The sequence below is a fragment of the Pseudoneobacillus rhizolycopersici genome, assembly GCF_054786815.1.
Genome location: NZ_JBTOOE010000002.1, coordinates 146,441 through 166,467 on the forward strand (window position 1 = coordinate 146,441; position 20,027 = coordinate 166,467).

20 protein-coding genes, 2 pseudogenes and 2 riboswitches are annotated in these 20,027 nt (G+C 37.4%); of the genes and pseudogenes, 17 read left to right on the forward strand and 5 right to left on the reverse strand.

Annotation, left to right across the window (positions count from 1 at the left end; translation table 11 throughout):
• Positions 1-41: 41 nt before the first annotated feature.
• Entirely contained in the window at positions 42-743 is a 702-nt protein-coding gene (locus ACX9YW_RS03315; RefSeq protein ID WP_460341724.1) for a helix-turn-helix transcriptional regulator, read from the reverse strand.
• A gap of 205 nt (positions 744-948) precedes the next feature.
• On the opposite strand from ACX9YW_RS03315, the gene comGA reads away from it, so the two are divergent.
• From comGA to ACX9YW_RS03360, 9 genes are read left to right on the forward strand one after another with little or no spacing between them, the layout of a single operon-like run.
• A complete protein-coding gene (gene comGA, locus ACX9YW_RS03320) occupies positions 949-2,028 on the forward strand; it encodes a competence type IV pilus ATPase ComGA (RefSeq protein ID WP_460341727.1) in 1,080 nt (359 codons plus the stop codon).
• Positions 2,025-3,053, forward strand: a complete 1,029-nt coding sequence (comGB, locus tag ACX9YW_RS03325; RefSeq protein ID WP_460341730.1) for a competence type IV pilus assembly protein ComGB — start codon at positions 2,025-2,027, stop codon at positions 3,051-3,053. The genes comGA and comGB overlap by 4 nt, the downstream gene beginning before the upstream one ends.
• 22 nt (positions 3,054-3,075) lie before the next feature.
• Positions 3,076-3,396 carry a competence type IV pilus major pilin ComGC gene (comGC, locus tag ACX9YW_RS03330; protein ID WP_460341732.1) on the forward strand — a complete coding sequence of 107 codons (321 nt, stop codon included), beginning with the start codon at positions 3,076-3,078 and terminating at the stop codon, positions 3,394-3,396.
• Positions 3,397-3,400: 4 nt separating this feature from the next.
• Entirely contained in the window at positions 3,401-3,835 is a 435-nt protein-coding gene (comGD, locus tag ACX9YW_RS03335; RefSeq protein ID WP_460341735.1) for a competence type IV pilus minor pilin ComGD, read from the forward strand.
• A 10-nt stretch (positions 3,836-3,845) separates the two neighbouring features.
• A complete protein-coding gene (locus tag ACX9YW_RS03340; RefSeq protein ID WP_460341737.1) occupies positions 3,846-4,142 on the forward strand; it encodes a hypothetical protein in 297 nt (98 codons plus the stop codon).
• Positions 4,096-4,554: a competence type IV pilus minor pilin ComGF gene (gene comGF / locus ACX9YW_RS03345; protein ID WP_460341740.1), complete on the forward strand. Its 459-nt coding sequence runs from the start codon at positions 4,096-4,098 to the stop codon at positions 4,552-4,554. Before ACX9YW_RS03340 ends, comGF begins: the two co-directional genes overlap by 47 nt.
• Positions 4,555-4,576: 22 nt before the next feature.
• Positions 4,577-4,960: a competence type IV pilus minor pilin ComGG gene (gene comGG, locus ACX9YW_RS03350; protein WP_460341743.1), complete on the forward strand. Its 384-nt coding sequence runs from the start codon at positions 4,577-4,579 to the stop codon at positions 4,958-4,960.
• 8 nt (positions 4,961-4,968) lie between these two features.
• Positions 4,969-5,472 carry a shikimate kinase gene (locus ACX9YW_RS03355; RefSeq protein ID WP_460341746.1) on the forward strand — a complete coding sequence of 168 codons (504 nt, stop codon included), beginning with the start codon at positions 4,969-4,971 and terminating at the stop codon, positions 5,470-5,472.
• 36 nt (positions 5,473-5,508) lie between these two features.
• Positions 5,509-5,691: a YqzE family protein gene (locus tag ACX9YW_RS03360; RefSeq protein ID WP_460341749.1), complete on the forward strand. Its 183-nt coding sequence runs from the start codon at positions 5,509-5,511 to the stop codon at positions 5,689-5,691.
• 38 nt (positions 5,692-5,729) lie between these two features.
• Here the strand turns inward: ACX9YW_RS03360 and ACX9YW_RS03365 are convergent, their stop codons facing one another.
• Positions 5,730-6,521: a YqhG family protein gene (locus ACX9YW_RS03365; RefSeq protein ID WP_460341752.1), complete on the reverse strand. Its 792-nt coding sequence runs from the start codon at positions 6,519-6,521 to the stop codon at positions 5,730-5,732.
• A complete protein-coding gene (locus tag ACX9YW_RS03370) occupies positions 6,499-8,187 on the reverse strand; it encodes a DEAD/DEAH box helicase (protein WP_460341755.1) in 1,689 nt (562 codons plus the stop codon). Before ACX9YW_RS03370 ends, ACX9YW_RS03365 begins: the two co-directional genes overlap by 23 nt.
• A 188-nt stretch (positions 8,188-8,375) precedes the next feature.
• Positions 8,376-8,471, forward strand: a riboswitch (glycine riboswitch).
• 2 nt (positions 8,472-8,473) lie between these two features.
• Positions 8,474-8,556: riboswitch (glycine riboswitch) on the forward strand.
• Positions 8,557-8,634: 78 nt separating this feature from the next.
• On the opposite strand from ACX9YW_RS03370, the gene gcvT reads away from it, so the two are divergent.
• The 3 genes from gcvT to gcvPB are packed head-to-tail and all read left to right on the forward strand — an operon-like array spanning position 8,635 to position 12,571.
• Positions 8,635-9,741 (forward strand): glycine cleavage system aminomethyltransferase GcvT, encoded by a 1,107-nt coding sequence (gcvT, locus tag ACX9YW_RS03375; RefSeq protein ID WP_460341758.1) that lies wholly within the window; start codon positions 8,635-8,637, stop codon positions 9,739-9,741.
• 30 nt (positions 9,742-9,771) lie between these two features.
• Entirely contained in the window at positions 9,772-11,118 is a 1,347-nt protein-coding gene (gcvPA, locus tag ACX9YW_RS03380; protein ID WP_460341761.1) for an aminomethyl-transferring glycine dehydrogenase subunit GcvPA, read from the forward strand.
• Positions 11,111-12,571 (forward strand): aminomethyl-transferring glycine dehydrogenase subunit GcvPB, encoded by a 1,461-nt coding sequence (gene gcvPB, locus ACX9YW_RS03385; protein WP_460341764.1) that lies wholly within the window; start codon positions 11,111-11,113, stop codon positions 12,569-12,571. The genes gcvPA and gcvPB overlap by 8 nt, the downstream gene beginning before the upstream one ends.
• A 211-nt stretch (positions 12,572-12,782) precedes the next feature.
• Here gcvPB and ACX9YW_RS03390 read toward each other — a convergent pair whose 3' ends face one another.
• A complete protein-coding gene (locus ACX9YW_RS03390; RefSeq protein WP_460341767.1) occupies positions 12,783-13,163 on the reverse strand; it encodes a rhodanese-like domain-containing protein in 381 nt (126 codons plus the stop codon).
• 161 nt (positions 13,164-13,324) lie between these two features.
• On the opposite strand from ACX9YW_RS03390, the gene ACX9YW_RS03395 reads away from it, so the two are divergent.
• The 5 genes and pseudogenes from ACX9YW_RS03395 to ACX9YW_RS03415 all read left to right on the forward strand — a co-directional run bounded on the left by ACX9YW_RS03395 (position 13,325) and on the right by ACX9YW_RS03415 (position 19,608).
• Positions 13,325-14,161 carry a lipoate--protein ligase family protein gene (locus ACX9YW_RS03395; protein ID WP_460341770.1) on the forward strand — a complete coding sequence of 279 codons (837 nt, stop codon included), beginning with the start codon at positions 13,325-13,327 and terminating at the stop codon, positions 14,159-14,161.
• 325 nt (positions 14,162-14,486) lie between these two features.
• Positions 14,487-15,275 (forward strand): annotated as a pseudogene (locus ACX9YW_RS03400) (ribonucleotide reductase barrel domain-containing protein); the annotation flags it as partial.
• A gap of 234 nt (positions 15,276-15,509) precedes the next feature.
• A complete protein-coding gene (locus ACX9YW_RS03405; RefSeq protein WP_460341773.1) occupies positions 15,510-16,379 on the forward strand; it encodes a helix-turn-helix domain-containing protein in 870 nt (289 codons plus the stop codon).
• Between the two features lie 425 nt (positions 16,380-16,804).
• Positions 16,805-18,535: pseudogene (locus ACX9YW_RS03410) on the forward strand (vitamin B12-dependent ribonucleotide reductase); the annotation flags it as partial.
• Between the two features lie 185 nt (positions 18,536-18,720).
• A complete protein-coding gene (locus ACX9YW_RS03415) occupies positions 18,721-19,608 on the forward strand; it encodes a patatin-like phospholipase family protein (protein WP_460341776.1) in 888 nt (295 codons plus the stop codon).
• Positions 19,609-19,629: 21 nt separating this feature from the next.
• Here ACX9YW_RS03415 and ACX9YW_RS03420 read toward each other — a convergent pair whose 3' ends face one another.
• The gene (locus ACX9YW_RS03420; RefSeq protein ID WP_460341779.1) at positions 19,630-19,998 is read right to left on the reverse strand and encodes an SA1362 family protein; all 369 of its coding nucleotides are present in this window, start codon (positions 19,996-19,998) and stop codon (positions 19,630-19,632) included.
• Positions 19,999-20,027 lie beyond the last annotated feature (29 nt).

Here is a 20,027-nt window from a genome sequence, read left to right on the forward strand (position 1 = left end):
TTGCAGGATAAAATCTTTACCAAAAGAGCCATCCAAATTTTCTAATTTACTACTTGTGCTTGATAGGTACAAGTGTGACAGCCCGAAATCATGTTTTCACTTTCAATCAATTCTACTGAGTCAAAAAGGGCCTCAAACATACCTTTTAAAAACTCATGGTGCATATTACAGACCGTTTCAGCATGCTCCATTGCGACTTCTTTAAATGGACAATTGAAAATTTTAAAGAAGATTTTTGTGCCATCCCCATTAACATCAAACTCCGGATAAAATCCAGCAAGTGTAGAAGCCTTCTTTAATATTGTTAACCTTTGTTCAAAGGATAATTCACTAGTAATTTGGCCATTTCTTGTCAACTCTTGTTCAACAAGTTCAATGCCGAATTTTTTACCGGTAATAAATAAGGCTTTTTTACCTTCTTCTCCCAAGCTTAACATTGTTTCAATAGCAACCTTTGATAGGAGCATGTAATCACGGAATGGGAAATGCAGTTGAATAACATCATCGGATAGACGATATAAACGGCTTGGTCTTCCGCCTTTTCCTGTCTTTTTTGTTTCGGATATAAGCATATTGACGTCTTCAAGCTTCGACAAGTGTAATCTAGCTACGTTTGGATGAATATTGAAATTATCAGCTACTTCTTGAACGGTTACTTCTTGATGGCGTTTTGTAATGTATTGATAAATATAGTAGCGCGTTGGATCCGATAAAACATTGGTTATTTTTAGTGTTTGTTCCATCTCTCTTCACCTCTGACCCCCATAATTTAGCTTTATTATAATATGTCTGTTGTTTTCTGGGAATGAGGTTAACACTGTTTCCACATTAAGTTTAGAAAATGTTCACAAAAACAATTGTTTCTGTCACCGAATCGTCACAAATATTCGGATTTTGCCAAAGGAACTGATAGTCTCCTGTCGAAATTTAAGTGTAGAAAATAAAAAGGTGGTGATTTATATTAAAAGCTCGATTGAGCAACTGGCAGATCGAATCGTTTCCGATGCTGCCCGAAACCAAGCGTCAGATATTCATATCATCCCAAGACAACAAGATACGCTCATTCAGCTACGGATGAACAATAACATTATACCAAGGCTCTATCTGCCAAAGGATGAATGTGACCGACTTGTCTCTCATTTTAAATTTATGGCCAATATGGATATTGGTGAAAAACGCCGACCTCAGAGTGGCTCATTTGTTAGTTATGTAGACACTAAAGCCTATGGACTTCGCCTTTCTACCCTGCCCTCAAATAATAGCGAAAGTCTTGTGATCCGATTACTGCCACAGCAGGAACATATCCCTTTTTATCAACTATCTCTTTTCCCAAACATGACCAGAAAACTTTTGGCTCTTTTAAAACATGCGCATGGCCTTGTTATTTTTACCGGCCCAACAGGATGTGGCAAAACGACTACCCTCTATTCTTTGTTAAATGAAACAGCTCACCTCTTTCATCGCAATATCATTACATTAGAAGATCCAATTGAGAAGACATATGATGGTGTATTACAGGTCCAAGTAAATGAAAAAGCCGGTATTACGTATGCAACTGGTTTAAAGGCAATATTACGCCACGACCCTGATATTATTATGGTTGGAGAAATCCGCGATGTTGAAACAGCCCGCATTGCTGTTCGTGCATCGTTGACGGGTCATCTAGTTTTAAGCACAATGCATACTCGTGATGCTAAAGGGGCTATCTATCGTCTTCACGAGTTTGGTGTAAATTGGCATGAAGTCGAGCAAACCATCGTAGCAGTTACCGCACAAAGACTAGTAGAACTTCATTGCCCATTATGTAAGGGGGACTGTTCTCCACACTGTCACTCTTATGGACGCTGGAAAAGGGCAAGTGTTTTTGAACTGTTAAGCGGAAAAAATTTAACACAGGCTTTAAAAGAAGCAAAAGGGGAAGCGGCAGAGGTAAATTATCGGACCATAAGGGATGTGATCAAAAAGGGAATAGCTTTAGGCTATATAAAAGAGGGCGAATATGAGAGATGGGTTTACGATGAGTTATGAATAAACAATGGTCAATTCTCGAACAAGGAAATTATCTTAAAAAAATCGGGGAACTTCTCGAAAGAGGATATTCCTATTCTGAAGCTGTAGAATCCCTGCTTCTTCAGATGCCAACTCATAGGAAACAGGAATTACTCTCTTGCCTTGAAAATTTAAAGGCAGGCGAGCCATTACACAATGTTTTATCCAGTTTGAAGTTCCAAAAAGATGTTATAGGCTATCTCTACTTTGCGGATAAACATGGAGGCATGTTGGAAGCGATATCCGAAGGAAGTAAATTACTGCTGAATAAACATATAAATTTTCAAAAACTCAAAAAAGCAATCGTATATCCGTTATTCATGTTTCTAATGACAAACATTCTGCTGTTCTTTGTAGATAGAACTTTACTCCCGCAATATCTCACGCTCTATTCCTCAATGGGATTAGAGGTTAATACTTTTACAAAGGTAGTAGTTACATTTGGAACCCTTTTACCGCGTATATCAGTTTCTTTCCTCATTTTTAGTGTACTTCTAACAATAAGCTATTACCTTTATTTCGTTAAGCTCCCAATATTAAGGCAACGTAAAGTCTTACTGTCTGTCCCTTTACTAGGTTCGACACTTCGATTAATTCAAACCCAATATTTTACTATGCAGCTAGGTTATCTTCTTTCGGGTGGATTGTCGGTTCACGAATCCTTACAACTCTTTATATCGGCACCTCGTAACTTGTTCTACCGTAATGTTTGCCATATCATTACTAACCGATTAAGAACAGGAGAGGACTTTCCACAAATTCTAGTTCATTTGAATTTCTTCGAGAAAGAACTTCCATATATTGTTATCCATGGGCAAACAAATGGAAAGCTTGATAAGGAGTTATTGTTCTTTAGTCAAAGCTGCTTTAAGAAACTTGAGGAAAGAATGGACAAGGGTTTAAGACAAATCCAACCAGTTCTTTACGGTATTATTGCCATTTTAGTAATTTCAATGTATCTATCGATTATGTTGCCAATGTTTCGATTATTAAATGGGTTATAAACAAAAAATGGAGGGAAAAGGTATGAAAAATCAAAAGGGCTTTACACTAATTGAAATGATGATTGTGTTAATGATTATTTCTGTATTACTTATTATTACAATTCCAAATGTGACCAAACATAACGAAAACATTAATACAAAAGGTTGCGATGCTTTTCTAAAAATGGCCCAAGCTCAAGTGCAAGCTTATCAGCTGGAAAAAGGGAAACTTCCAGAATCAATTACTATTTTAGTAACAGAGGGTTATTTGAAATCAGAAAAACCTTCTGCCTGTGGTAATGATAAAGTTTTAAAAATTGAAAATGGCTTGGTAATTACGGCTGCTGCGCCGCCAGGTAGTTAAGGCAGTGAATAATCAGGGCTATAGTTTAATAGAAAGTTTATTGGTGTTATCCATTGTATTTGTACTTGCTTCTGTGACGGTAATTCTGCTTAACCCAAATAAAACGCTATTGGATCATCATCTTTTTCTAACACAATTTCAATCCGATTTCTATTTAGCACAATTAACAGCAATTTCTCATCAGCAGGAAGTGACTGTTGTTTTTGAAAACCCAACAAAGCGATATTATTTTCGTAGACGGTATGAAGATACAACCTTTATTGAGAGAAAGTATCCAAAAGATGTGTCGGTTATGATGGGGTCGATGCCTCTTACCTTTAAAATTTTACCTGATGGAAATGTTAATAAGTTTGGAACTTTGTTTATTAAAATCAATCGGAAAGATTATTGGATAACCTTTTTGTTGGGGAAGGGAAGATTTTATATTGTGGAAATATAAGGGGTATTTCATGTTTGACATAATCTTAACAATGTCAGCTTTATTAATCATTGGATCAACGATTTTACCAATTGTTCTTTCGACAATGTCCGCTTCTGTTTCAGAAAAAGAAACATTTACTGCATCGGTTTTATTATATGAAAAGCTAAACGAACTACTTGCTGAAAAGAAGCAACCAGAGTTCCAAATAGTCAAAAAGCGGGGTAAGACGTATGAGTTCCTTTATATTCAAGCAACGAATCAGGTATGTATTCAATTTGATGACCCGAACCAAATACAGAAAAGAGTCTGCGAATATTGGGAATAGGGGATTTACGTTATTAGAGGCGTTATTAGGTCTAACTACATTTTGTTTGATGGGTATTCTCTTTCCGCTAGCCTTTCAAATGTTCAATAACATTGATTTTAATGATGGACGTTTGCAAACATTGCAATGGGAAGTATTTTCTAATCAAATAAAAAAAGAAATCCGATTGAGCCAAAAAATAACTTCAAAGGATACTAAACTCGAACTATCGATTGATGGTAATTCGATACTTTACGAAAAAAACGGATCAAATTTAAGAAGAAGAGTAAATTTAACCGGAAATGAAATATTGCTTCAAAATATTTATAGCGTTAATTTTACGAAAGTGAAAAATGGAGTTGTCATTGAGGTAGCAGATTTACAAAAAAGTATATCTTCTGTTACCGTTCGGACGTTTATCGACATTGAATAATTAAATAGTGGGTAAAAATAAAATGATAAAAAATGAAAAAGGTTTTACCTATCCAATCGTAATGTTGTTAGTGTTGCTATTTAGTTTTTACTTTACTTATCACATTCAATTTTATCTTGGTGAAAAAGCAGTGTTTCAAGAATCTAAAAAAGTACTAAAGCAGGAGTATTATTTCCATTCAACTGTAAAAAAGTTAGAGAGATATCTGCAAAACACTCCCAATTTTACAAGCAGTGGACTATACGTTTACAATTCTGGACAAGCCAATTATTTAATCGAATCCTACTCTAACCAGTACCTAAAGGTGACAATATCCTTAAAATTAACTACAATGAATGAGGTGGAAGGAACTGCCTTCTATGATAAAACACAATACAAAATGACCAAATGGCTAGAGAGAAACTAGGTGCTATCATGAAGAGTATTTATTTAATTGGGTTTATGGGTGCAGGAAAAACGACTGTAGGAAAGGAATTAGCAGACTGTTTAAGGCGTCCTGTCTTTGATACGGATGAGGAAATTGTCCGTTCCACTAATCGAACGATCTCGGATATCTTTGCTACTGAAGGTGAAGCGTTTTTTCGTTCTCTTGAAATAACTTGTTTGAGAAATCTTCCTGTGGAAAATTCGATTATCACAACAGGTGGAGGGATTATTTTAAGTAAAGAAAACCGAAGTTGGATGAAGGAAAAAGGAATCATTGTCTTTTTGAATGCAACCCCTGAGGAGATTCTACAAAGACTTTCCCAAGATGATACTCGCCCTTTATTGAAGGAGGATAAGGTAAAGCAAGTAACAGAGCGGTTGAAGGCAAGACTCCCATTATATATGACGACGGCGGATATGGTTATTGATACAAACCATAAATCAATAAAGACAATTACAAAAGAAATAGTCGAGGAATTAATAATGGTTTGATTGGACATACTTGTATCGATAAGGCAGGTGTTGTCGATGAAAACAAATGATTATGTAAAATACCTTACGCAAACCTTTGTAAAATATATTGATCAGCCTAAAGTGGAAAGGGAATTGGCTAAACTAGCCAAAAAGGATGAAAAGGAACCATTTGTTTATAAATGGTTTGGCATTTTCCCTTACCTGTTTCTAAATAATATAAAGCGAAAACGGGGTTAAAAGGGAGCAGTCACAAGCTGCTCCTTTACCTTTTCATTTCAAATTGCTTTTTCTGTTAAATAAAACAACCCACCATTAATGATGGACATATTTATTTTTGGTTCATATTGTTCTTTAAGGGCTTGTTTTTCGGTCTCGTAGCTCTCACTTTTTTCCTCTTCTTCTTCATAAAAATGGTCTAACAGTTTTAAGTCGGTTTCCCATCTTTTAATTGCCTCGGTTGCCCAAGTATGATCCTCCTGCTCGATTCTTTGTTTAAAATAATTTTCAATTCTTGTGACACCGCTACGAGGTTTAACAAGTGGTGATAAGGTAAACGAATAATCAGGAATTTTTGGTGTTAATTGCATATTTATAAGTCGATCGTGAAAACCTTCGACCAATTGCCCATTAATCAGCTGCAAGCCAATGGATTGGAAAACATCCCGTTTTCGATCACATTGATAGGAAATTTTCACATTCAATCCTAGCCAAGGTAAGAGTGGGACATGCTGGTTTGTAATTTGATGCTTTTCATAAAGACGAATGTAACCAGCTAATTTTTTTGTTGAATTAAAAATTTGGTGTAGCCGCGGTGAACCAAAATGAATATGCTCTCCTTTTAGTTGGTCAGGTGCCTTCCCACTATCAGTAATTAGAGTTAATCTCATTGGATTTGGAATTCCCCCGGTTTTTTCAAGATAATGCCAATAGAAGGGACGATTCATTAACTCTTTATCCATTTCAATGGTTAATTGAACCGTCATAAATCCTGGACCTCTTTCGACAATCTCACAATGATTGGATAAAAAGTACTTTTCTAAAAAGTTATGAATTTCCTGTTGCTGCACGTTTTTGATCCCCTTTCATTTCTTCAGCAAATTGAATCATTGCCGTTAAATTATCCATTTTGATTCGCATTTCACCTTCAGAAGATGACTGACCGAAAATATCAATTAAATGATCTTCAATGGAACCAAATTCAAGGCGAGTTAGAATATCATCAAGGTCACCAATAACCTTCTCAAATAATTCAATTTTTTCGTAGAGTAACTTAAGGATATGTTCTTCCACCGTATTTTTTGTGGCAAAATTGTATATCTTTACATCCTTTTCTTGTCCGAGACGATGAATACGGCCAATCCTCTGTTCTAATCTCATCGGATTCCATGGTAGGTCAAAATTTATAATATGATTACAAAATTGCAAATTAATCCCTTCGCCGCCTGCTTCAGTTGCGATTAGTACTTGGACATTTTTTTGGAATAACTCTCTCATCCAATCTTTCTTCCCCCGCTTAAACCCACCGCGAAATGGAACAGAACTGATACCGTGTTGTTTTAAAAACCATTGAAGGTACAGTTGGGTTGCACGATACTCAGTAAAAATGATCACTTTATCATTAATTTCCTGAATCAGCTTTAGTGCTTGATTGGCTTTAGAATTTGTGGTTACTGCCTCCACCATTTTTATTAATCTGCAAATTTGTTCCTCAAATTGTTTAGTCGGATTTTCTTTTCGTTGTAGCATATTTTTTAACGTATAGAAAACAGCCTCCCTACTGCTACACGCTTCTCGCTGGAGTGTCATGACAGAAAATTGACTCGAGGTTAACCAATCGCCTTCATTACGCATCTGTGTGACTGCCTCATATAATTCACGTTCTTCTTTCGTAAACTCAATTGGGATTGTTTCGACTTTCCTTTTAGTCCATTCAATTCCTGTATCACTTCTTCGATTTCGAATCATTACCTTATTAACTATAGCTTTTAAGTGTTCATCATCATTAAGTGAACGGGAATCCCGTTTATATTTTTCATAGAAGGCTGTTGCATTGCCAAGGTGTCCAGGCTTTAATAAGGAAACAAGATTAAAAATCTCTTCAATTCTGTTTTGGATTGGTGTAGCTGTTAGTAAAAGGCAAAACTTTTTCTTTAAACTTTGGACAAATTCATAGTTTTTTGTTTTATTGTTTTTCAGCTTATGAGCTTCATCAATAATAATAAGGTCATAATCCTGTTTGAAGATAATATCCCGATGGGGATTCCTCTTCGCTGTATCGATGGAGGAAACAACAACATCTGCTTGCTCCCATACATAGCTTTTCCGCTGAGTAACTGCTGGGATAAAGAACTTTGTATTCAATTCAAATGCCCATTGTGTGACCAGAGAAGCTGGTACAAGGATGAGAACCTTCTTAACAAGACCACGTATCATGTATTCCTTTAAAATAAGCCCAGCCTCAATCGTTTTCCCTAATCCAACTTCATCAGCTAAGATTGCCTTTCCATTCATATTTTCTATCACTTGAGTTGCCACCTCGAGTTGATGAGGTAATGGGGTTAATCCAGATAAATGATTAGGTGCTTGCAAACCCTCAAAATCTGGAATGACCAAATGCTTTTCAACTTCGATCGCTAGTTTGTATAAATCCCAACTTCCCCAAGGTCCGTCATTCTCTATTCTTTCAATAAATTCATCTTGCCAAGAGGAATCAAAATGGATTTGAACGGTCATGTCATCAACTCCTTTATTTACCTTTTGTATACGTTTTCACTTTTTTATTAAAATTCATTGCTCAAATGAAGTTTTTCATGTAGGATGATAGTATCTTGGAAAGTTTATGAAAATTGTGAGTCTAGCTAATTTTTAATGCTTTTCATGTTTTTTTAGTATGACCAACTTGGAAAATTTTATAAATGCGAATGATGGCAAGGGGAGAGACTACGGTTGTGGCGCCGAAGGAGCAAACAATGGTCATTCATTGTGAATCTCTCAGGCAAAAGTACCCTTGTTGGACGCATCTCTGGAGAGAGCTTTGGTAATACTAAAAGCCACCAAAGGGGAAAACCTTTAAAGGTAAACTTTCAGGTGCAAGGACAGAGACCTACTATTTCATAAATGGGGGTTTTCTGTCCTTTTTTTGTGAAATGATAGGACATAAGGAATGAAGGAGGATGAAAGATGTCTGAATTAAAACGTACACCATTATTTGAAATTTATAAGGAATATGGGGCAAAAACCATTGATTTCGGTGGATGGGAGCTTCCGGTACAATTCTCAAAAATTCAAGATGAGCATGAGGCAGTTAGAACAAAAGCAGGACTTTTCGATGTTTCCCATATGGGAGAATTTGAAGTGAAAGGGCCAGACAGCCTTGCATTTTTACAAAAAATGATGACAAATGACGTTTCTAAGGTCAATAACGGCGGTGCGATTTACACAGCTATGTGTTATGAAAATGGCGGTACTGTCGATGATTTACTAATCTATAAAATGGAAGACAATCACTATCTATTAGTTGTGAATGCCTCAAATATTGATAAAGATTTTCAATGGTTACAAGACCATTTAGAAGGCAATGTAGAGTTAACCAATTTATCTGAGCAAACAGCTCAAGTTGCTTTACAAGGTCCACTTGCCGAACAAGTGTTACAAAAATTAGCGGGTAATACAAATCTTTCAGAAATTGGTTTCTTTAAATTCCAACAAGAAGTAGATCTAAACGGAAAAAAAGTATTGGTTTCTAGAACTGGCTACACAGGTGAAGATGGTTTTGAAGTTTACTGTAAACCTGGGGATGTAGCTTCTTTATGGAAGGAAATTTTAGAGGCAGGCAAGGATGAGGGCGTTCTTCCTTGTGGATTAGGAGCTCGTGATACACTTCGTTTCGAAGCTAATTTGGCTTTATACGGACAAGAGCTTTCCCCAGAAATATCGCCGTTAGAAGCTGGAATTGGCTTTGTCGTAAAATTAAACAAAGAAGCTGATTTTATTGGGAAAACTGTTTTGAAAAATCAAAAAGAAAATGGCCTTTCCCGTAAATTAGTTGGTATTGAAATGATTGACCGTGGAATTCCGCGTCATGGTTATCCTGTTTATAAAAATGACGAATTAATTGGTGAAGTAACTACTGGTACTCAATCGCCTACATTAAAGAAAAATATTGGTTTAGCTTTGTTAAAACTAGATTTTAGTCAATTAGAAACTGAAGTGGAAGTTGAAATTAGAGGAAAGCGTTTAAAGGCTGTTGTAGTTCCGACTCCTTTTTACAAAAAACCAAAGAAGTAATTGATTATTTACATAAGGAGAGATCAAACGATGAAACATCGCTATTTACCGATGACCGAAGAAGATAAAAAAGCTATGTTAGAAACAATCGGTGTTGATTCTGTTGAAGAACTGTTCAGTGATATTCCGGCGAGTGTTCGTTTTCAAGGGGAATATAACATTAAAGCAGCGAAATCCGAGACTGCTTTAATGAAGGAATTAATGCTTCTATCCCAACAAAATGCCGATTTGAAAAAAAATACGAGTTTCCTTGGAGCCGGTGTTTATGATCACTATATGCCAACAATTGTTGACCATGTGATTTCCCGTTCTGAATTTTATACGGCTTATACACCGTATCAACCAGAAATTTCTCAAGGTGAATTGCAGGCAATTTTCGAGTTTCAAACTATGATTTGTGAATTAACAGGGATGGATGTAGCAAACGCTTCCATGTATGATGGTGGTACTTCCATTGCCGAAGCGGCTATGTTGGCTGCTGGCCATACTCGTCGTAAAAAAGTACTTGTTTCAAGTGCACTTCACCCTGAAACAAAAGAAGTTGTGAAAACCTATGCTAAAGGTCAATATATTGAAGTAATTGAAGTACCACATAATGATGGTATCACTGATGTAGCAGCTTTAAAGGAAATGATTTCTGATGAAATTGCAGCAGTTATCGTTCAATATCCAAACTTCTTTGGTCGAATTGAACCATTAAAAGAACTTGAACCGATCATTCATGAGAAGAATGCTCTTTTTGTTGTGTCTTCAAACCCATTATCATTAGGTGCTCTAACACCTCCTGGTAAATTTGGTGCAGATATTGTTGCTGGTGATGCCCAGCCATTTGGTATCCCAACTGGCTTTGGTGGCCCACACTGCGGATATTTTACCGTTACAAATAAATTAATGCGTAAAGTTCCTGGCCGTCTAGTTGGTCAAACCGTTGATGAGCAAGGACGTCGAGGATTCGTACTGACGCTTCAAGCCCGTGAACAGCATATTCGCCGCGATAAAGCGACATCAAATATCTGTTCAAACCAAGCACTCCTTGCATTAGCAGCCTCTGTTGCTATGACTGCTCTTGGTAAAAAAGGTGTTAAAGAAATGGCCGTTGCTAATATTCAAAAAGCAAACTATGCGAAAAACACTTTTAAAGAAAACGGTTTTACCGTTGTATTTGAGGGTGCTTCCTTTAACGAATTTATCGTGAAATTAAATAAGCCTGTAAAAGAAATCAATCAGGCACTACTTAAGAAGGGCATTATTGGGGGCTATGACCTAGGTCGTGATTACCCAGAACTTGCACATCATATGCTAATCGCCGTAACGGAGCTTCGGACAAAGGAAGAAATCGATACTCTTGTAAAAGAATTGGGGGATTACCATGCATAATCAAGATCAAGCACTTATTTTCGAAATTAGTAAACCTGGCCGAGTAGGCTATAGTCTCCCTGAAATGGATGTTCCAACAGTTGCCCTTGAGGAGCTAGTACCTGAGGGATATATTCGTGAAGAGGAGCCTGAATTACCAGAGGTATTTGAATTAGATATAATGCGTCATTATACGGCTCTATCTAATCGTAACCACGGTATCGATTCCGGTTTCTATCCATTAGGATCTTGTACGATGAAATACAATCCGAAAATCAATGAAAATGTAGCACGTTTCCCAGGTTTTGCCCACGTCCACCCTCTACAGGATGAAACTTCTGTACAAGGTGCACTTGGCTTAATGTATGACTTACAGCAACATTTAAAAGAAATTACGGGTATGGACGAAGTAACTCTTCAATCAGCTGCAGGTGCGCACGGAGAGTGGACTGGATTAATGATGATCCGTGCTTACCATGAAGCGAATGGGGATACAAAGCGTACCAAGGTTATTGTTCCGGACTCCGCACATGGAACAAATCCAGCTTCTGCTACCGTTGCTGGCTTTGAAACCATTACAGTTAAATCTAATGAGAATGGTTTAGTTGACTTAGAAGACTTAAAACGTGTTGTTGGTGAAGATACTGCTGCCCTTATGTTAACGAACCCTAATACGCTAGGTTTGTTTGAAGAAAACATTTTAGAAATGGCTGAAATCGTTCATACTGCTGGCGGTAAGCTATATTATGACGGTGCTAACCTAAATGCGGTATTATCAAAAGCACGTCCTGGCGACATGGGCTTTGATGTTGTCCATTTAAATCTTCATAAAACCTTTACAGGTCCACACGGTGGTGGGGGTCCTGGTTCAGGTCCTGTTGGAGTGAAGGCGGATTTAATCCCATTCCTACCAAAACCACTTGTCGAAAAGCGTGGCGAAGAGTTTGTTCTTGATTACGATCGTCCGCAGTCTATTGGACGTGTAAAACCTTATTATGGAAACTTTGGAATTAATGTTCGTGCTTACACTTATATTCGTTCAATGGGACCAGATGGCTTAAAAGCTGTAACTGAATATGCTGTCCTAAATGCAAACTATATGATGAGAAGATTACAGCCACATTATGATCTTCCATTTGATAGACATTGTAAGCATGAATTCGTGCTAAGCGGAAAGCGTCAAAAAAAATTAGGGGTGCGTACACTTGATATTGCGAAACGCCTCTTAGATTTTGGCTATCATCCACCAACTATCTACTTCCCATTAAACGTTGAGGAATGTATCATGATTGAGCCAACTGAAACAGAATCAAAAGAAACACTAGATGGCTTCATCGATACAATGATTCAAATCGCTAAGGAAGCAGAGGAAAATCCAGAGATTGTTCAGGAAGCTCCACATTCGACCGTGGTTGGCCGTTTAGATGAAACACTGGCAGCTCGTAAGCCTGTGTTAAGATATCAAAAGCAATAATTTATTACGAAACCCAGGAGATTCGGTTCTCCTGGGTTGTTTTTGTGGGGAAGATTGTTGATGCGGACGTAGAATCTGTTATTTATTTGGATAAAAGTAGCCTTATTCAAGGTTATGGCGGACTTGTATATCCTGTAACATTCAATGTTCGCAAACAAAGCGAACTAAAAATAAAAAACTGTGCCATTCTCGATGGTCACAGTTCCATAAATTATTTCGATTTAATTTTTCCACCCCAGCGCTTAAATCCGCCTTGTAGATGGGAAAGGTCTTTATAACCCTTGCGGTGTAACAAGGAAGCAGCACGGGCGCTTCTCATCCCACTTTGACAATAAAGGTAAACTGGTTTGTCAGGGCGGATTTCTTTTAATCGATTTCGTAATTGAGTGAGAGGAATGTTACGAGCACCTAAAATATGCCCACCTTCAAATTCATTTGGTTCACGAACATCTATTAATTGAGCTTTCCGATAGCCTTCACGAAATTGCTCTTCGGTTAGCGTTTTCAGAATTCTTTTTTGATAGAACCACATAATTACCGTGTAAACTATAAATGCCCCTAAAATAATAAGTAAAAAATATAGTGTTTCCAAGTGTAATACTCCTTTCAAGCTATCATTCACTATCCCTTATTATATAAGGCAAATCCTATTATAGTAAAGTAAACATTAATGGAAAACACTTAAAACTTTGTTTTTAGTGTAAATTTTGCTAGACTAGGTTATCGAAAAATCTAATAAAAGAGGTATTTTTAATGAAAAAAGAAGTATGGCGCTTTATTGATTCTGGAAATTGCTCACCATCATTTAACATGGCCTTAGACGAGGCTCTGTTAGATTGGCATAGTCAAGGGAAAATTCCGCCAACGATTCGATTCTATGGCTGGAATCCAGCAACCCTATCGATTGGATATTTTCAAAAGGTTGAAAAAGAAATTAATCTGAAAGCGGTTAAGGGGCACAATCTTGGATTTGTGCGGCGACCAACAGGCGGCAGGGGAGTTCTGCATGAACATGAGTTAACCTATAGTGTTATCGTGTCAGAAGAACATCCAGAAATGCCACAATCGGTTACGGAGGCATACCGAGTCATTTCAGAAGGAATCCTCCAAGGATTTCAATTACTAGGATTGGAAGCGTATTTTGCCGTCCCGAAGACTGCGGAGGATCGAGAGGCGTTAAAAAGTCCACGTTCGGCTGTTTGCTTTGATGCTCCAAGCTGGTATGAACTTGTCGTTGAAGGTCGAAAAGTGGCCGGTAGCGCGCAAACAAGACAAAAAGGTGTCATCCTCCAACATGGATCGATTCTTCTAGATTTAGATGAGGACAAATTATTTAGTTTATTTAAGTATCCGAGCGAACGGGTCAAGGAGCGGATGCAAAAAGCTTTCAAAGACAAAGCAGTTGCGATAAACGAAATCTCATCTAGAAAAATTACCATTGAAGAGGCAAAGGAAGCATTTAAAGAGGGATTTGCTAAAGGGTTGAATGTTGAGCTAGAACCATATAACTTATCTGATGAAGAAAACAAATATGTCGAGCAATTAGCTAGAACTAGATATGAATCCGATGAATGGAATTACAAACGTTAAGTGACTATTTTTTAGTAGTCACTTTTTTATTGTTGAGAGAATGTTGCTACTATTTTCCTAGGGGGGAAAAGAGCAAGTTTTGAAAAAGGTTAAAATTAATCTTTTTAGAAGGTTTTTCGTACTAAATCTCTTTCATACTCTAAAATCTAGTATTTTTTAAGTTTGACAAAATTTTATCATTATACATTTAACACAATATGTTGTGGTGTCGAAAAGTTTTGAAGCACTATATATTGATTTTGAAGTGAAATCTATGATAACTTAAAACAAGCAACTAGATTTAACATAAAGAACATTCTAGTAGGTTTTTGAAGGAGATGTGATCATGTCGGTTGTGTTAAGAGAAAAAATGAATATTAATATTAAGAGATTAAATGAGGACATTCGCTTATTTCCGCAAGTGCATCCTGTTACCCCAGATATGAAAATCGTTCATAAAGGTGTTTCCCGTTTGGTAATGTTGGACCGTTATACCTTTAAGGATACTGAAAAAATTACGTTAACAAACGGCGACTTCGTTGTACTCACCATCAAAGAAGATCCTAAATTTCCAGCACGTGGACTTGGATTTATTTTAGAAATTGATTGGGAAAAGAAGACAGCTAAAGTTTTAGTTGAGGAAGAGTTCAGAGGGGTTCTTGATGACCAAGAAGAGTCTAGCACAGGAATGATTGTACGCTCTCTAGATGTCATTGAAAAACCACTAGAGGTATTTTATGAGCAAATCGCTAAACGGAATGCAACTGGGCTTGCTGCGGTTGAAAAAACGGAGGAAAAACGTCAAGAGTGGTTCCAAAGATTTTATCATGAGTTAGCCAATATGAACTTTATTCCAGCTGGACGTGTGTTGTATGGAGCGGGTGCCGGAACTGAAGTGACATTTTTTAATTGTTACGTAATGCCTTTTGTACCAGATTCCCGTGAAGGAATTTCCGAGCACCGCAAGCAAGTCATGGAAATCATGAGCCGCGGTGGTGGCGTAGGGACGAACGGTTCAACCTTAAGACCACGAAACACATTAGCAAGAGGAGTAAATGGTAAATCATCCGGATCGGTTTCATGGTTGGATGACATTGCAAAGTTGACCCATCTTGTGGAACAAGGTGGATCCCGTTAAAAAAGCTCATGGCGGGATTAAAATCTCGTGAATTGCTGGAACACCCTAAAGCCTTTCAAGCTACAACGTAACTGGAAACGGTAAGCGTGAACGCTGGAAAATTGAAAGGATGAACCAATGGGCAATCAGCAGCGAAGCCTCTTTGGAAACGGAGAGGAACGTTCAACGACTATTGAAATTTCCTAATGGTTCCAAATGATTTGAAATATATCAAAAAAGGTGTGTTTTAGGATGGAATCTAAGGAAAGAGTAAATCATAGCAAACGGAAACGTGGTTATGAGGCACGAGACAAGGAAGAAATCATTAAATCGATAATTAACCTCCATACTCAAGGATACAGTCAAGTAGAGATAGGTAGATTAATAGGTATCAGTAGAGGGACAATAAAACGTTGGAATGATGAACTTCACTTTTTCGAACCAAGAACACCAGGAGAAGCAGGAAAATTGAAATGTAAAACCTATGAATATGATGAAAATTACTTTCAAAATATTTGTACCCCTAATCAGGCCTATATTTTAGGATATATTACAGGAGACGGTACTGTATTTGATAGAAAAAAATCAAAAAGATTGGTTTTAACCCTGGCAGAATGTGATAAGCAATTGTTATTCGATATTAGTGAAGAAATGAATATGGTAAATGCAATTAAGTTTAGGAAAAAAAATTCAGATAACGAACAAAATAAATATTCATTAATCATCAATTCAACAAAAATGTGTAATGACTTGATTGCATTGGGAATCGGTCCAAGGAAAACAGGATTAGAAAAATGGATGGAATTCAAAGACCTGGGACTACAATGGGCATTTCTAAGAGGATTTTTTGACGCTGATGGCCATATAAGGGTTTATCTTAGAAATGGTTATCTTAAGGCAAGATTAGGTTTTACCAGTAATCCCCAAATGCTTTCAGATATGTTGCTGTTCTTTAAGTCTCAAGGGTTCGCTAAAAATGTAAATAGCATTACACATAAACAAGGTTGTTCCGATTTATATTTGAGTAGTATTCAAGAAATTAAATTAATTGGTAGAGAACTATACAAGTATGGAGATATTAAATTAAATCGAAAATATGATAAATTTTCTTTGATGATATAGTCTGACCTCTAGTGAAAGCTAGAGAGCTAGGCAGAGATGACCTAGCCCGCTTGTAAAAAGTGAGTAACAAATTGCGTGGAGCGCAGATGATAATGTTAGCGGATTAGGAAGGTTAGTCCGCGTCGTTCAGAAAATGAACGGCTAGGAAATCGGGTGAATTGCGGGAAAATCCTTAGAGACACACAAGCTACAACGTGGCTGGAAACGGCGGGCGTGAATGCTCTAAAAATTTGTGTGTATTGGACAATCTGCAGCCAAGCGTCATAGGGCAAAGGTTATGGCGAAGGTTAAACGACTAGAGATTGAGTCCCAACAATAAAATCTCACAAGCGCCCGACCCCAAACAGATTACGCTGTGGGTGATGATATAGTCTAGTCCGACTACTAAATGTGGTGAAAAATATCCTGAAAGGGACGGTATAACGTGGCATCCTGACATCATCGAGTTCATCATTTCTAAAATGCAAAATCCTCGGATTTTACGTTTCTTAATAGAGACGACTAATGAAGAGTCGATTAAAAAGCTTGCAAAGGAAAAGCTTAAGTTTACACCTTTAACTGACCAAGAACGAGCTATGTATGAAGGGATTGTAAACTTTAAAGATACCCCAAACTATGGTGGATTTACTGAAAATATTATTGAAGATGCAGAAGATAAATTGATGACTGGTGGAACTTATAGTGTTCATAATCCGGAGTTCTTAACAGGAGCCAATATCTCTGTTTGCTTAACAAATGATTTTATGAACGCAGTTGAAAATGATTTGGAATATGAGTTACGCTTCCCAGATGTAGAAAGCTATGATGCTGAAGGAATGAACATCTACAATACAGAATGGCAAAATGTAGGTGACGTTCGTGAGTGGGAAAAACTTGGCTATAAGGTACGCACTTATAAAAAAATCAAAGCGAAAGAGCTTTGGAATCTAGTAAACATCTGTGCAACATATTCAGCAGAGCCTGGTATATTTTTTATTGATAATGCCAACGAAATGACAAATGCACAAGCTTATGGGCAAAAAGTGGTTGCCACTAACCCGTGTGGAGAACAACCTTTGGCACCATACAGTGTCTGCAACCTTGCAGCTGTAAATTTAGCCGAAATGGCGGACAAAGAAACCAAAACCGTCAACTTTGAAAAGTTAAAGCAAACTGTAGCGGTCGGAGTAAGGATGCAAGATAACGTCATTGACGCAACTCCTTATTTCCTTGAGGCTAATAAAAAGCAAGCCTTGAGTGAGCGCCGTGTAGGACTAGGGGTTATGGGACTTCATGATCTTCTTATTTACTGCGAAACAGAATACGGCTCTAAAGAAGGCAATGATTTGATTGATAAAGTATTCGAAACGATTGCGACAACTGCTTATGAAGAAAGTATTGAATTGGCGAAAGAAAAAGGAAGTTTCCCTTATTTAGTCGGTCAAGGAGAAGAAGATACAAACCGACTACGTATTGCTTTTATCAAAACAGGATTTATGAAAAAAATGCCTGAACATGTCCAACAAGACATTCTAAAATACGGAATTCGTAATTCGCATTTATTAACTGTTGCTCCAACTGGAAGTACTGGTACCATGGTTGGTGTTTCAACAGGTTTAGAACCTTACTTCTCCTTCTCTTATTTCAGAAGCGGACGTCTCGGTAAGTTCATTGAAGTAAAAGCAGATATCGTTCAAGAATATTTAGATAACAACCCAGAGGCAGATCCAAATAATCTTCCACATTGGTTTGTTTCAGCAATGGAATTAGCTCCAGAAGCCCATGCGGATGTACAATGTGTGATTCAACGCTGGATTGATAGCTCCATTAGTAAAACGGTTAATGCACCTAAAGGCTACAGCGTTGAACAGGTAGAGCAGGTGTATGAGCGTCTTTACCGTGGCGGAGCAAAGGGTGGAACCGTTTATGTAGATGGTTCCCGTGATTCACAGGTTCTAACACTTAAAGCGGAAGAAAACACCGTTCAAGAGTCACTTTTTGAAGAAAAACAACATGTCGTGTTGGTTGATACAATTAGCGATCTCCGTTCAACTGATGTAACAATTGGCTCAGAAGTCGGAAATACTTGTCCAATCTGTCGCAAAGGTAAGGTTAAGGAAATTGGCGGATGCAATACATGTACCAACTGTAATGCACAATTGAGATGTGGTTTATAATCTACTTTTGAGGATGGGAGCTCCATCCTCTTTTTTATTGAAACTCCTGTCATTTGGATCTCTAGAATGAAAATTTTTCTCTAATCTTCCCCCAGTAAAATTTTTAGCCTGGACACCGTACTATTTTACAAGCTATCCGCTTAAAGATGTATCAATGAGTACATCAAAGGGGGTGGGTAAACCCGATGGATATAGATGGCGTTTTTTCAGGTGGTGGTATTAAGGGAATTGCTCTAATTGGGGCAGTTTCGGCAGTAGAGAAAAATGGTTTTACTTTCAAAAGGATGGCTGGAACAAGTGCTGGATCCATTATTGCAGCCTTTCTTGCTGCTGGTTACAACGGTGATGACATATATAAAATGATGGATGAAGTCGATTTAGCCAATTTCTTGGATCCGCGGAAAACAATATTACCAGGTCCGATTGCTAAATGGATCCTTGTTTATTGGCGACTTGGCTTATACAAAGGAAATGAGTTAGAGGAATGGATAGCAGAAAAATTAGCGGAAAAAGGAATCCGAACCTTTGGTGATTTACCTCCGAAAACATTAAGAGTCATTGCTAGTGATTTAACGAACAGCCGCTTAGTAGTCCTCCCTGATGATTTGATTAAATACGGTATCCGTCCAGAATCCTTCCCCATAGCTAGAGCTATTCGAATGAGTTGTAGTATTCCTTATTTTTTTGAACCAGTAAAATTAAAAACAAGAGAAGAAAAATCTGTAATGGTTGATGGCGGCGTGTTGAGTAACTTTCCGATGTGGCTATTTGACCAAGATAATGTGAAAAAGCTTAGGCCGGTACTAGGTGTGAAGTTAAGTCATAGTGATTCCATCCAGCAGGATAAAAATCAGATAAATAACGCTATTCAAATGTTTGGTGCTTTATTTGAAACGATGAAAAATGCTCATGACGCAAGATATATTTCTCGCAAACATGAAAAGAACATTATCTTTATTCCAACAGAAGGGATACTGGCAACAGAATTTAAACTATCTGAGGAAAAAAAGCAAGCCCTTTTCCAACATGGGAAAGAGAGTGCAACTGAATTTTTGAAAAAGTGGAGCTATTAACAGAAAAATCGAGCTTCCTTACTAAAAGGAAGCTCGATTTTTCTTTTTATTTTTTTTGCCCTCAATGACGGTCAGATGGGCAGAAGATTTACGCCGAAGGCTAGTTAGTTTAGTTAGTTGTTTATAATTATCTTCAGGTTTTTTGCGGTGGATTTTTTTCTTCGTTTTTTTAGCAGCTCTTAGAAAAGCTTTTTGCTCGTTTCTTGTTGGACCGGGTTGATAAAATCGTTTAACTACTATGAAAATGACCACCCCGACCAAAATCATGATAGCCATTCCTTTAAAAAATCCGGCTGGATCTTCAATTAAACGACTTCCCAATCCGATCAATGCCAAAATGATAAAACTTATAAAGAGATAAAATGAAGTCCGATTTTTCAAGAATCCCACCTCCCTAAGAGCATCATAAACATAATTCA

Coding starts and splice junctions, on each gene's coding strand:
- comGF (WP_460341740.1), top strand. CDS start 4,096: ATGACCCGAACCAAATACAGAAAAGAGTCTGCGAATATTGGGAATAGG.
- ACX9YW_RS03360 (WP_460341749.1), top strand. CDS start 5,509: ATGAAAACAAATGATTATGTAAAATACCTTACGCAAACCTTTGTAAAA.
- comGG (WP_460341743.1), top strand. CDS start 4,577: ATGATAAAAAATGAAAAAGGTTTTACCTATCCAATCGTAATGTTGTTA.
- gcvPB (WP_460341764.1), top strand. CDS start 11,111: ATGCATAATCAAGATCAAGCACTTATTTTCGAAATTAGTAAACCTGGC.
- gcvT (WP_460341758.1), top strand. CDS start 8,635: ATGTCTGAATTAAAACGTACACCATTATTTGAAATTTATAAGGAATAT.
- ACX9YW_RS03405 (WP_460341773.1), top strand. CDS start 15,510: ATGGAATCTAAGGAAAGAGTAAATCATAGCAAACGGAAACGTGGTTAT.
- ACX9YW_RS03395 (WP_460341770.1), top strand. CDS start 13,325: ATGAAAAAAGAAGTATGGCGCTTTATTGATTCTGGAAATTGCTCACCA.
- ACX9YW_RS03370 (WP_460341755.1), bottom strand. CDS start 8,187: ATGACCGTTCAAATCCATTTTGATTCCTCTTGGCAAGATGAATTTATT.
- gcvPA (WP_460341761.1), top strand. CDS start 9,772: ATGAAACATCGCTATTTACCGATGACCGAAGAAGATAAAAAAGCTATG.
- ACX9YW_RS03340 (WP_460341737.1), top strand. CDS start 3,846: ATGTTTGACATAATCTTAACAATGTCAGCTTTATTAATCATTGGATCA.
- ACX9YW_RS03315 (WP_460341724.1), bottom strand. CDS start 743: ATGGAACAAACACTAAAAATAACCAATGTTTTATCGGATCCAACGCGC.
- ACX9YW_RS03415 (WP_460341776.1), top strand. CDS start 18,721: ATGGATATAGATGGCGTTTTTTCAGGTGGTGGTATTAAGGGAATTGCT.
- comGB (WP_460341730.1), top strand. CDS start 2,025: ATGAATAAACAATGGTCAATTCTCGAACAAGGAAATTATCTTAAAAAA.
- ACX9YW_RS03355 (WP_460341746.1), top strand. CDS start 4,969: ATGAAGAGTATTTATTTAATTGGGTTTATGGGTGCAGGAAAAACGACT.
- comGC (WP_460341732.1), top strand. CDS start 3,076: ATGAAAAATCAAAAGGGCTTTACACTAATTGAAATGATGATTGTGTTA.